The sequence below is a fragment of the Roseateles sp. genome (assembly GCF_047654805.1).
Lineage (GTDB): Bacteria > Pseudomonadota > Gammaproteobacteria > Burkholderiales > Burkholderiaceae_C > Pelomonas.
This window is the reverse complement of the sequence record NZ_JASGIV010000001.1, coordinates 4182660-4194994: the sequence shown is the minus strand read 5'-3', so window position 1 is coordinate 4194994 and position 12335 is coordinate 4182660. Positions and strand designations below refer to the sequence as shown.

Below are 12335 nucleotides of genomic sequence, written 5' to 3'. Positions count from 1 at the left end.
GCGGGGCTCAGGCTTTGCGGCGGCGCGCGATCAGGGCAACTGCGCCCAAGCCGCCCAGCATCAGCGCCCAGCCTTCGGGCTCGGGCACGGCGCTGATGTTCAGTGTGCCGATATGGGATGTGCTGTTGACGAAGTAGGTGAAGCCGCTGGAGCCCCAGAAGGACTGCAACGCCAGCTCGCCGCCTGATGGCGTCGTGAACAAGGCATTGGGGCCGGTCAGTTGGCCGCCATCGAACTGCACATAGGGGTCCGTCGCCTGGGCCAGCGTGTAGGTCTGTCCCTGGAAGCTGATGGTCAGCGACGTCAGGTCGAAGCTGCCGTCGGAGCCACCTGCGGCGACCACGACGTCGTCGAAGGAGAACGTGCCGGTCAGCACGCTGGTGGCCGGATCGGTGTCGAAGCTGCCGGTGAAGCTGTAGGTGGCGGCGTGGGCCGCACCTGCCGCGGCCAGGGCCGCGAGGGCCAGCAGGGATTTGCGGATCATCATGATGGATTTCCTCGGGAAGCTGTTCAGAACTTGAAGCTGGCGGCGGTGACGGCGTTACAGGCGACGCCCTTGAGCTGCACCAGCGGTTTGGTGGCGATCGGGCCGGCCGAGCCGTCGGCATCGATGCCGATGATGGCGCCGGCGGCCGAGGTCGTGCAGGTGACGTGGCCGCTGGCCAGTGGGTTGGCGCTGGCGATGCCGACCGAAGCGAGCAGTTTGGTCAGCACCAGCGTATCCATGCCCGGCTTGAAGTCGGTGATGACGTCGCCCGCGTCCAGCATGCTGCCGTAGACGAACTGGTCGCGGCCGCCGTTGCCGGTCAGCGTGTCGGCGCCTGGACCGCCCTCGATGACATCGTCACCGGGGGTGCCGACGATGACATCGCGACCGTTGGTGCCGACCATGCTCTTGACGAGGTTCAGGCCGATCAGCATCGGGTCATGGTCGGAAGCGCGGAACAGGTTGGGTTGGTACCAGTCATTGCCGGCGACCTTGTCCTCGGTGTTGTAGTCGATCCACTCGGGCTCGTCGGCGTTGATGTGCCAACTGGTGGCGCCAGTCACCTTGGTGGCGATGCTGGCCGTGCCCAGGCCGTGGTCCAGGCGGCCGGCGCCGGCATCGAAGACGTAGCTGTAGTCGACCGGGTCGAACATGCCCACCAGGTCCACGATGCCGTTGCCCTTCAACAGGTGGATGGGGTCTTCCTGGGCGTAGGCGTTGAAGTCCCCGAGCATCACGACGTTGTCGGTGCCGGCCGTGGCCTTGACGGTCGGCAGCCAGTCCAGCAGGCGCTGAGCCTGCTGCTGGCGCTGCAGGTTCCAGCAACCCTGCAGGTCGCCGGTGTCACCATTGGCGCCGCTGCCGCAACTGCCCTTGGACTTCAGGTGGTTGACCGCCACGGCGAACTTCTCGCCGTTGGGCAGCACGAAGCCCTGGGCGAAGGTCGGGCGGTTGTTGATGGAGTTGGTGTCGGCCATGGACGCGCCGATCAACGCCAGCTTGGCGGGCTTGTAGATCATCGCGACGCGGATGGCGTCGGTACCTGTGCCCGAGCCGCCGGCGGAAATGACGGTGGGCAGCGGCACGGCGGCGTAGGTGCCGGCACCCAGCGCAGCGTTCAGGCCGTCGACCAGGTTCTGCACTGCGAAGTTGCCGTTGTTCTGGATCTCCATCAGGCCGACGACGTCGGCGCTCAGCCCGGACAGCGCGGCAACGATCTTGGTACGCTGGCGGTTGAACTCGGCGAGGTTGTTGGCACCACGGCAGCTCACCAGGCAGGTGGAGCCGCTTCCCGGCACGGAGTTGCCATCGACGAAGGTTGTGAAGAAGTTCAGCACGTTGGCGCTGGCAACACGCACGTTGCCGCCGACGGCCGGTGGTACGACCGGGCGGGCGATGGGCCGCGCAAACACAGGCGCAGCGGTGGGATGAATCTTGTAGGACAGCGGGCCGGAGGTCGAATCGGTCGACGGGCCGAAGTCCACGACGCCGATCACACCGTCGGCGGTATCACCGGCGCGCACCGTGCCGTCTTGCCAGAGGTAGGGTGTGGGGTTGGGGAACTTGGTCGACAGGCTGTCATCCAGCACGACGCTTCGCGCCAGGTTGGCCGCCTGCAGCGCCAGCGCGGCCGGGCCGGGTCGCAGCACGTTGGTGGGTGTCAGCGTGCGGCCGCCGGCCGACAGCGTCAGCTGTCCCCAGGTGCCGACAAAGCTGGTCTGGCTGACGGTGAGCGTGTCGGTGATGCGCACCAGCATGCCTTCGTAGCGTTCCATGTCGGACTGGTTGGCCAGCGCGGCCAGGCTGACTTCGACCGGCTGGGGCAGTTGGTTGCCGCTGCTGATGACGGTGAGGCCGCTGATGGTGGTCAGCTCGGTCAGTGGGTTGGCCTGGCTGGCCGCGCTTGTCGAAACCGAGTACTCCGCGACCTTGCCGGACAGCGTGATCTTGTCGCCGACGGCCACCGTGGGCGCGGTGCTGGTGAAGACGAAGATGCCGTCGGACGTGGTCGGGTCACCGTCGCCGTCCGGGTCCTGCAGGTAAAAGCCGTTGTTGATCAGCTTGGTGACGATGCCACCTGTGGTGACCGTGGCGCCGTCCATGGGGCTCTTGGCGCCGGAACCCTGGATGACCGGGATGGTCACGTAGCCCGCGACGTTGACCTTGAAGCTGCACGAGGCGGTCTGGGCTTCGTCGTTGTCCCACTTCAGGTTGACCGTGTAGCTGCCGCCGGACAGACCGGCGCTCACGTTGAAGGACTGCGAGGCGGCCGCACCCTCGGCGGCGGCGGCCGTGAAGCTGCCCAGCGTGATGCCATTGGGCAGCGTGCCGACGACGGTCGCGAGGTTGACGCGGCTGTCGGCATCACTGGCGCTGACGCTGAAGCTGCTGGCCGTGCCGGCCGTGGCCGCCTGGTCGGGGCAGTTCGGGACGATGGGCTGGTTGATCGGCGTGCCGCCGCCACCGCCACAGACGTTCAGCGGGCTGCTGGTGTTGCGCGGGTTGACCGCGTCGGCGCTGAAGTCGCTGGCGTTGTTGTCGGTGTCGGTGCAGCCTCCACCGCTGCGCAGCGCGGCGGTCGTGTTGGACAGCAGGGGCGCGGGGCTGCCCCCCTCGGCGCCCGTCGCTGTCGGGCCCCAGGCGACCAGGTCCTCGGCGGCAGGGCTCGCGCCCGTCAGTGCCGTCGAGCTCTTGACCAGGGCCACCTTGCCGGTGGTGCCTGACATCGCGATGCTGCCAGTCGTCAGGTCGGCGGGCACGTCCGTCGTGCCGCCGGTGCCCGCGGCCTCGCGGACCAGGTAGTACTGACCCGGTTGCAGCGTCACGCCCGCGGGGATGGCCGTCACCTGCCAGCTGGTACCGGCGGCGGCGGCGTACTGCACCGACCAGCCGCCGATGGAGACCGGGGCCGTGCCGGCGTTGAAGATCTCGATGAAGTCTTGCTTGTAGACGGCACCCGTGTTTCCGCCGCCGCCATATACCTGGCTGATGACGACGCCGCTGGGCGATGCCAGCACCGCAGGGGCAGCAAAAGCCGCCGCGAGAAAGGACACCAGGGGTTTGAGTTGCATGACGGGTTAGTAAAAATTGCCCAGAACGGCGCGCATCCTATTGATGCTTGATGACGATTTGATCCACCGCGTTTGCGGGGGTGGTCTGGGGCATAGTCGCGGCCCATGTCACCTGCACTACTTTTGATCGGGGTTCTCACCTATTTCGGGCTGCTGCTCGTATTGGCGCGGTGCGTTTCGCACGGTTCCGGGGCTGAGGGTTTTTACGTGGGGGGCCGGGAAAGTCCCTGGCCTGTCGTCGCCTTCGGGATGATCGGGACGTCGCTTTCGGGCGTCACATTCGTCAGCGTGCCGGGTTCGGTCGCGGTCAGTGGCTTCAGCTACCTGCAGGTCACGCTGGGTTACGTGATCGGCTACGTCGTCATCGCCCTCGTGCTGCTGCCGGCCTACCACCGGCTTCGGCTGGCGTCCATCTATGGCCTGCTGGGAGAGCGCCTGGGGCCGGCCGCGCAGAGGCTGGGCTCGGCCTACTTCATTCTCAGTCGCACGCTGGGTGCCACCGCGCGGCTCTACCTTGTCGTGCAGGTGCTGCACACGCTGATCATGGCGCCGCTGGGTGTGCCCTTCGCGGTCGGCGCAGCCGTGGTGCTGGTCATGATCCTGCTCTACACGGTGGAGGGGGGCGTGAAGGCGCTGGTTTGGACCGACACGCTGCAGACCGCCGGCATGCTGACGGGGCTGGTCGTCTGCACTGCGCTGCTGTGGCAACCCGACGCGCTGCAGCAGATGGATGCCGCGGGCCTTTCGCGCATCTGGGTCACCGATCCGCTGAGCCGCGACTTCTCGTTGAAGGCGCTGCTGGCCGGCATGTTCATCACCATCGCGATGACCGGGCTGGACCAGGAAATGATGCAGAAGAGCCTGTCAGTGGCCAAGCTGCGCGACGCGCAGAAGAACCTGCTGGTTCTGGGCGTGCTGATGCTGGTGGTCATCGCCGCGTTCTTGCTGCTGGGGGGGCTGCTGAGCCTGTACGCGCAGCAGCACGGTATCGCTGCCAGCGGCGATGCGCTGTTCCCCACCGTGGTCATGGAGCACCTGCCGACCTGGGTGCAGGTCGTCTTCGTGCTGGCCCTGGTATCGGCCCTGCTTCCCAGCGCCGATGGCGCGCTGACGGCATTGACGGCCAGCACCTGCCTGGACCTGCTGCGCATTCCGCGCGAGGACACCCGCACCCGCCAGCGCGTGCACCTGGGCTTCGCGGTGCTGTTCCTGGTCCTGGTGCTGGGCTTCAAGGCGCTGGACAACGCCAGCATGATCTACCTGATCCTGAAGCTGGCCGGCTATACCTACGGGCCGCTGCTGGGCCTGTTCGCGTTCGCGCTGTTCACGCCGAAGGCGTTGTCCGGGCGAGTGCTTGTCGCGATGTGCATCGCTGCGCCGCTGTTGTGCGCGGTGCTGGACTTCGGCCAGCCATGGGGCGGCTACCAGATCGGGCTGGAGCTGCTGCTGCTCAATGGCGTGCTGACCTGGGCGGGGCTGTGGCTGGCGGGGCGCAAGGTCAAGTAGTGGCATGACGGCGGGCGAGCATCATCTTCGCTACGTCGCACTCTGTGGCTTCCTGCTCCTTTTGCTCATGGTGGTCGCCTGGGTGGAAGGAGAGGAAGTCCGCTGGCTCGGCAGGTCGTTGGCGATGGCGCCCTTCGCATTTGTCGGCTGTTTTTGCTTCAACTGGTTCCAGCGCCCGCGCGCAGACCGGGAGGCGCGCGTGAGAGGACCCAAGACAACGCCCTCGGAGGCGGAGCAGCGTATTGCAGGGGTTGTTTACGGGCTCACATGGATTCTTGGCCTTGCATGCGGCATCGTTGCCGTGCTGATGCCGGACCGCTTGCCGGCCGTCGTCTTGGCCGTGCCGGCCCTGGCCGGTAGTGCAGGGATCCACCTTGAGGCGATCATGTAACGGTGCAGCCAGGGCCTGAATGACCCTGCGGGCCGGCGACACTCCACTGCCTCATGCCGTCCTCCCCAGCCGCTTCGCCACCGCCCTCGCTTTCCCGCATGCTCGCCACCTTCGTGCGCGAGCACTGGAGGGCCTACGCGGCTGCGGGCGCAATGCTGAGCTGCATCGCGATGCTGACCGTCTGGATCCCGCGCCAGGTCGGTCATGTTGTCGATGACCTCGTGGCCGGTGGGTTGCAGGGCGATGCGCTGCTGCGGCAACTGGGCTTGCTGGTTGCGGCCGGCCTGGTCATCTACCTGCTGCGCGCCGGCTGGAGGCTGACTTTGTTCAAGGCATCGTTCAGGCTTGGCGCGCGGCTGCGCACGCAGCTGTTCGCGCGGCTGGCGCTGCAGGGGCCGGCCTATTTCCAGTCGCAGCGTACCGGTGACCTGATGGCGCTGGCGACCAACGACATCGACACTGTCGAGCAGGCGGCCGGCGAGGCCATGTTGGCGGGCTTCGATGGCTCGCAGACGCTGATCCTCGTGCTTGCCATGATGACCATCGCCATCGACTGGCGCCTGGGCCTCGCGGCACTCGTGCCTTTCCCGTTGATGGCGCTGGCCTTCTGGTGGATCTCCAAGCACCTGCACCAGGCAGCGCAGGACTCGCTGACTCGCTTCGGCGATCTCAACCAGCAGGTGCAAGAGAGTCTGGCCGGCGTGCGCACCGTGCGCGCCCTGGGTTTGGTGTCGCGCAGCAAGGCGCAATTCGGCGGCCTGGCCGACCGTGCGGCCGAGGCGAGCTTTCGCTCGCAGCGTTGGGAGGCTGCCTACGAACCCGCCGTTGGCATGACGCTGTCTGCGGCGACGGCAATCGCGCTGGCCGTGGGCGGCTGGCTGGTGGCGCGCGGCGAGATCAGCATCGGCCAGCTCACCGCCTTCACGATGTACCTGGGCCAGCTGATCTGGCCCATGTTCGCGGCGGGCTGGGTGCTCGCGCTGCTGGAGCGTGGCCGCGCTGCGTGGGGGAGGCTGGCGCCGGTGCTGGGTGCTCCACTGACGCTGGCCGACGCGGGGAGGGCCATGCTGCCACCGCAGGCCTCGCTGCAGGCACAGGCATTGACGTTCAGCTTCCCCGGTGCAAAGAGGCCCGCGGTCGAGCAGGTGGATTTCACACTGATGCCGGGCAGAACGCTTGGCATCGTCGGCGCGACCGGGTCGGGAAAATCCACCCTGGTGCGCCTGCTGCTGCGTCAGTCCGAGCCCGATGCGGGCGGGCTGACGCTTGGCGGTGTTGCGCTGCCCGCGCTGCCGCTCGGCATCCTGCGCGGGCACATCGCTTGGGTGCCTCAGGAGCCTTTCCTGTTCTCGGCGTCCGTGGCCGACAACATCGCGCTGGCCAGGCCCGACGCCGGCCCTGACGAGATCGAAGCCGCGGCGCGGCTTGCGGCTGTGCACGATGACATCGCACGACTGCCCCAGGGTTACGCGACGGAGGTAGGCGAGCGCGGCGTCACGCTCTCCGGCGGCCAGCGCCAGCGCGTCGCCATCGCGCGGGCCTTGTTGTCGGACGCGCCGCTGCTGGTGCTGGACGACGCGCTGTCAGCCGTGGACACGGGCACCGAGACGGCCATCCTCGACCATCTGCGCGAGCTGCGCGCCGCGCGGCCGGACCGCAGCGTCATCGTCATCGCGCACCGGCTGTCGGCGGTGATGGACGCGGACGAGGTCATCGTGCTGAAACAGGGCCATGTCATCGAGCGGGGAGCGCATGCCGAGCTGCTCGCACTGGGTGGCTGGTACGCCTCACAGTGGCGCTATCAACAGATCGAGGCCAGCCTTGAAGCCGCCTGAGACTACCGGAAAGAACGAGAGGCCGTGGCAGAGCGTGGGCCTGCTGCTTGAGGCTGCGCGCCCGGAGAAAAATCACCTGCTTTGGGGCGGCTTGTGGTTGGTCATCGCTGCGGGGCTGGAGGTCCTGGCGCCCGTTCTCGGCAAACGCTATATCGACCACCACCTGCTGCCGGGCCGCTATGACATGGGCGAGATCGCCACGCTGCTGACCCTGGTGCTGCTGACTGGCTGGGCCGCGTCGTGGATACGCTACGCCCAGCTGTCGCGCATGGCCGGCGTCGCGCGGCGCTCTGTGCTGCGGCTGCGCGAGCGCGTCTACGCCCATGTGCTGGCTCTGCCCATGGCCTTCTTCGACAAGGCCATCACGGGCCAGCTCGTCAGCCGAGTCACCAATGACACCGAGTCCGTCAACCAGCTCTACCGTCAGGTGCTGTATGTGATGCTTGACTCGACCATCGTCGTCGCTGGCTCGCTTGTCGCGATGGCTTTCCTGGACTGGCGGCTGATGCTCATCGTCGCGACGCTGGTGCCAGCCATGGTCGTCATCATCCTGGGCTATCAGAAGCTGTCTGCACCGGCGGTGGCGCGTACACGCCAGCTGCGCAGCGACATCAATGCGCAGATGGCTGAGAGCATGGCCGGCATGGCAGTGCTGCAGGCCAGTGGCGCGGCCGGCCGCTTCGGCCAGCGATTCGAGACCACTAATGCCGAGCACCGGCTGTCGCGCATCGCCGAGCTGCGTGCCAATGCCTGGCTGCTGCGCCCGGCGCTGGACCTGATGAATGTGCTGCTGCTGGTCACCGTCATCTACAGCTTCGGCCGGCGTGAGCTGTCCGGCCTGGAAGTCGGCCTGCTGTACGCTTTCCTGGCCTATATCGCCCGCGTGGTGGAACCGCTGATCCAGATCACGATGCAGTTCGGCCAGCTGCAGCAGGCCATGGTCGCTGCGTCCCGCGTGCGCACGCTTCTGGAAGAGGACGGCGCCCCTGGCCCGGCGCAGGACGGCCGCGATATCGCACAGGGCGGCATCCGTATCGAGGCCCTGAGCTTCGGCTACGACCCGGCGCGGCCAGTGCTGCGCGACGTGGACGTTGACATCCCGGCCGGCAGCTTCATTGGCATCGTGGGCCACACGGGCAGTGGCAAGAGTACGCTGCTGTCGCTGCTGCTGCGCTTCTACACGGCCCAGCGAGGCCGCATTACGGTGGACGGACAGCCGCTGGAGAGAGTGCCCGACGCGGCCTTCCGCGACGCAGTGGGATTGGTGCCGCAGGAACCCTACCTGATGTCGGCCAGCGTGCGCGACAACATCGCGATGGGCCGGCCAGGTATCTCGGAGGAGGACGTCGAGGATGCTGCTCGTGCTGCTCGCGCCCATGACTTCATCGCCGCGCTGCCGCAGGGTTATGACACGCGACTGGGCGAAGGCGGCGCGCGCGTCTCCACCGGTCAGAAACAGCTCCTCGCGATGGCACGGGCGTTGGCCGGCGCGCCGCGCATCCTGTTCCTGGACGAGGCCACCAGCAACATCGACAGCGCGACTGAGCGGCTCGTCGGTGAGGCGCTGGCCGCGCTACACGGCCGTGTGACGGTGGTGGCCATCGCGCATCGCCTATCCACCATCCGCGCGGCGGACCAGATCCTCGTTCTGAACCACGGCCACCTGCAGGAGCGTGGCACACACGAGGCGCTGATGGCCCTGGACGGCGGGCTGTACCGTCGCCTCGTCGAGCTGCAGACGCTGGAGGAGACAGGGGACGATCCCGAGCCGGGCTGATGCGGCACAGGCTGATGTGGGTCAAGGCGACGCCCCACCTGCCGCGCTAGGCTGTATAGCCATGAACGATCTTGCCGCCGAACCCGCCGCTTCTGCGCCCCAAGTCCTGATCTGCGGCGCCGGTCCGGCCGGCCTTGCGCTGGCCTGCGCGCTGAATGACCGCGGCCTCGCCGTGCGTGTGCTGGAGCAGGCCGATGCCGCAGTGCTGGCCGCCCCGGCTGACGACGGCCGCGAGATCGCGCTGACCCACCGCTCGCGCCGCATGCTGGAACAACTGGGCCTGTGGGAGCGGCTGGGTGAGATTGCGCCGCTGCGGCGAGCCAGCGTGCGCTCCAGCGGCTCGCGCACGCCGCTGCCTTTCGAGTCGGATGGGCAGGATCTGGGCTGGCTGGCGCCCAACCACCGCATCCGCGCAGCGGCCTGGGCTGCAGCGCAGCAACGCGGCATCGACGTCCGTTGCGGGCGCACGGTCACTGGCTTGCGGCGCGAGGCCGGGGCGGCTGTCGTTGAGACGCGTTGCGGGGAGCGCCACGAGGCGCCGCTGGTCGTCGCGGCCGACAGTCGCTTCTCGCCGCTGCGCCGCTTGGCCGGCATCGCCGCGCGCCACCACGACTTCGGCCGCAGCGCCCTGCTCGTGCCACTCGCGCACGAGCGCGACCACGAAGGCCTGGCGCAAGAGTGCTTCCTCGAAGGCCACACGCTGGCGCTGCTACCCAAGACCGGCCGCTGCAGCTCGGCTGTGTGGACCGTGGAGAACACCCGATTGCCGCAGATCGCAGCGATGGACGACGCGGCACTGGCGGCTGCAATCGAGGCTGCGGCGCAGGGGCAGCTGGGCGCGATGCGCGTGGTGGGCGCGCGCCACGTCTACCCGCTCGTCGCCGTCTGGGCGCAGCGCTTCGTTGCGCCCAGGCTGGCCCTGATAGGCGACGCGGCGGTGGGCATGCATCCGGTCACGGCGCACGGCTACAACCTGGGGCTCTACGGCATCGAGGCGCTGTCACGGCGGCTGGATCCGGCACGTGACCCAGGCGAGATGGGCGCTTTGCTGGCCTACGAGGCCGAGCACCGGCGTGCGGCCGGCCCGCTGTATGCCGGCACCAATGCGCTGGTGCGCTTCTTCACCGACGACCGTGCGCCGGTGCTGGCGCTGCGCCGGGCCGTCATCGACATCGCACGCCACCTGCCGCCGCTGCGCGCGGCGATCACGCGGCGACTGGTGGACGCCTAGCTTCCAGCACGCTCAGTGAACCACGCAGCGAACGCAGCGCGGACTCCATGCGTGTCTCGCCCGGCACGGGCAGCAGGCGGGCTTCGCGGTCGGCCAGAACGTCCTCGCGCAGCCTCAGACCCGCGCGGGCGAATTGCGGCTTGAGCGTGGCGGCACGCTCGCGCAGCAGTTCGCGCGTGGCCTGGTAAGCGTGTTCCGCGAGGCGGCGGCGCTGGCCGTAGCTGAAGGTGTTGGCCAGGAAGATCTCGGCGTCGCGCGGATCGGGTTCGAACAGCATGATGGCTGTCCGCGGATGTGTGCGCTCATAGCCCTTCAGGCCAAGCGCCAGGCGCGAGTGGATCAGCGAGCGGAAGGTCTGTGACAGCACCAGCGGCAGACCGCCGTCCACCAGCCGGTGGATGCGCGGCTGCAGCGCGCGCACGGCGGGGCGGCCAAGCTTGTGAGCCAGCTTTCTTGCCTTGCGTGAGCGTGCGTCGCGCGGTGACAGCCGGTTGCTTTCATAGGGGACCAGCGGATTCAGACAGATCAGCAGGTCCAGGCCGCGGTCCAGCAGCACGGAGGCGTGCAGCGTCTTCTTCAGCGCGCCGTCCACGTAGTGACGGCCATCGATCTCGACGGGAGGGAACAGCCCGGGCAGTGCAGCGCTGGCCTGCACTGCCTGGGCGATGGGCACATGATCCCAGCCTTTGGTGCCGAAGGGGACGGCGTCGCCGCTGTCCAGGTCGGTTGCCACCAATACAAGGTGGCGGCGCAGCGTACGGAAATCGTTGCTGCGGCCGGGCTCGGAGAAGACCCGGGCCAGCGCGGCGCCGAAGCGTTCGCTACTAAGCAGACCCGTGGGCAGCATGCGGCCTAGGCGCTCGACGGCGCCGAGCATGGAACGGCCCTCCAGCATGACTTCCCGCGCCGCATCGGCCAGCAGGCCCGGCAGCAGGCGCAGGCGTTCGCTGAACTCTGCCCAGGCCGGCTGCAACAGCTCGGCGGGGTCAAAGCGGTCCGGGGCCTCGGCGGTGTTTTCGATGAACGCGGCGCAGAGCTGGCGCGGGGTCATGCCGTTTGCCAGGCCGGCGGCGATGAAGCCTCCCGCGCTGACGCCGATGTAGCCGTCGCAGGCAGTGAAATCCAGGCCATCGATGGCCTCCTCCAAAGCGCAAAGGGCGCCCACCTCATAGATGGCGCCCAATGGGCCTCCGCCTGCCAGGGCCAGACCGATCTTCTTCGGTTGGCTCATCGTCGGAGGGAGCTAACCTCAGGCCTGCGCGGCCTTGGTTTCGGCGGCGGCTGACGTCTTCCTGGCCGGCGTGGCCTTCTTGGCGGTCGTAGCCGCGGCCTTCCTCGCCGGTGCTGCCTTCTTGGCCACGCTCTTGACGGCAGCTTGCACAGGCGCGGCGGCCTTGGCCACGGCCTTCTTGGCGGCGGGGGCCTTCTTCGCAACGGCCTTTTTCACGGCAGCGGTCTTCTTGACGACGGCCTTCTTGGCCGCCTTTGCCGGGGCGGTCCTCAGGCCAGCCGTCACGGCCAGGCTGTCGATGCGCTTGATGAGGCTGTCGATGTCGCCAGCGGACGGCACACCCAGGCTTTTCAGCGCCTTGGCGACGCGCTGCTCAAAGATGCTTTCCAGCTTGTCCCAGTGCTGACCGGCCTTGGAGCCGACATCGCCCGCCATGCCGCTGACCTTGCTGGCCACGGCGCTGAGCTTCTCCTCGGCGGCGGATTGGGTCTTCTTCTGCAATTTCAGTCCTTCGGAGACGAGGGCCTCGAAGACCTTGGAGCCTTCGCCCTGGGCCTTGGCGAAGGAGGCGAGACCGGCGGCCCAGATCTGCTGGGCGCTGTCCTTGACGTTCTGTGCCATCGCGCCGTCGAGCAGGCCAGCGGGGAAGCCGGTGGCAGCCGAGGCCTTCTTCTTGTCAGCCATCTTCTGGAGCTTCTTGACCATAGTGGGTGTCCTTGCGAGTTTGCGAGTCGGTAACGGCACTTTAGCGGCCGGCAGCAGCGGCGGCGCAGCGATTCCTAGTGTGCGCGCTCTACGATGGCGCC

9 protein-coding genes are annotated in these 12335 nt (G+C 68.0%); 5 read left to right on the top strand and 4 right to left on the bottom strand.

Annotation, left to right across the window (positions count from 1 at the left end; genetic code table 11):
• Window positions 1–7: 7 nt before the first annotated feature.
• Both QM732_RS19030 and QM732_RS19025 read right to left on the bottom strand, forming a co-directional pair.
• Window positions 8–487: a PEP-CTERM sorting domain-containing protein gene (locus QM732_RS19030; protein ID WP_415657665.1), complete on the bottom strand. Its 480-nt coding sequence runs from the start codon at window positions 485–487 to the stop codon at window positions 8–10.
• 23 nt (window positions 488–510) lie between these two features.
• Window positions 511–3558 (bottom strand): ExeM/NucH family extracellular endonuclease, encoded by a 3048-nt coding sequence (locus QM732_RS19025; RefSeq protein WP_415657664.1) that lies wholly within the window; start codon window positions 3556–3558, stop codon window positions 511–513.
• A gap of 105 nt (window positions 3559–3663) precedes the next feature.
• Between QM732_RS19025 and QM732_RS19020 the strand changes: the two genes are divergently transcribed.
• From QM732_RS19020 to ubiM, 5 genes are all read left to right on the top strand, one after another.
• On the top strand, window positions 3664–5064 hold the full coding sequence (locus QM732_RS19020) for a sodium:solute symporter (RefSeq protein ID WP_415657663.1): 1401 nt from the start codon (window positions 3664–3666) through the stop codon (window positions 5062–5064).
• Window positions 5065–5068: 4 nt separating this feature from the next.
• Complete coding sequence (locus tag QM732_RS19015; RefSeq protein ID WP_415657662.1) at window positions 5069–5455, top strand: hypothetical protein; 387 nt, start codon at window positions 5069–5071, stop codon at window positions 5453–5455.
• Window positions 5456–5553: 98 nt separating this feature from the next.
• Window positions 5554–7290, top strand: coding sequence for an ABC transporter ATP-binding protein (locus QM732_RS19010; RefSeq protein ID WP_415657661.1), 1737 nt, complete (start codon window positions 5554–5556; stop codon window positions 7288–7290).
• The gene (locus QM732_RS19005) at window positions 7277–9067 is read left to right on the top strand and encodes an ABC transporter ATP-binding protein (protein WP_415657660.1); all 1791 of its coding nucleotides are present in this window, start codon (window positions 7277–7279) and stop codon (window positions 9065–9067) included. Before QM732_RS19010 ends, QM732_RS19005 begins: the two co-directional genes overlap by 14 nt.
• A gap of 61 nt (window positions 9068–9128) precedes the next feature.
• Complete coding sequence (gene ubiM / locus QM732_RS19000) at window positions 9129–10298, top strand: 5-demethoxyubiquinol-8 5-hydroxylase UbiM (RefSeq protein WP_415657659.1); 1170 nt, start codon at window positions 9129–9131, stop codon at window positions 10296–10298.
• Here the strand turns inward: ubiM and QM732_RS18995 are convergent.
• Both QM732_RS18995 and QM732_RS18990 read right to left on the bottom strand, forming a co-directional pair.
• Window positions 10273–11529: a patatin-like phospholipase family protein gene (locus QM732_RS18995; RefSeq protein ID WP_415657658.1), complete on the bottom strand. Its 1257-nt coding sequence runs from the start codon at window positions 11527–11529 to the stop codon at window positions 10273–10275. The two genes, ubiM and QM732_RS18995, sit on opposite strands and share 26 nt — an antisense overlap.
• Before the next feature lie 18 nt (window positions 11530–11547).
• Window positions 11548–12234 carry a phasin family protein gene (locus tag QM732_RS18990; protein ID WP_415657657.1) on the bottom strand — a complete coding sequence of 229 codons (687 nt, stop codon included), beginning with the start codon at window positions 12232–12234 and terminating at the stop codon, window positions 11548–11550.
• Window positions 12235–12335 lie beyond the last annotated feature (101 nt).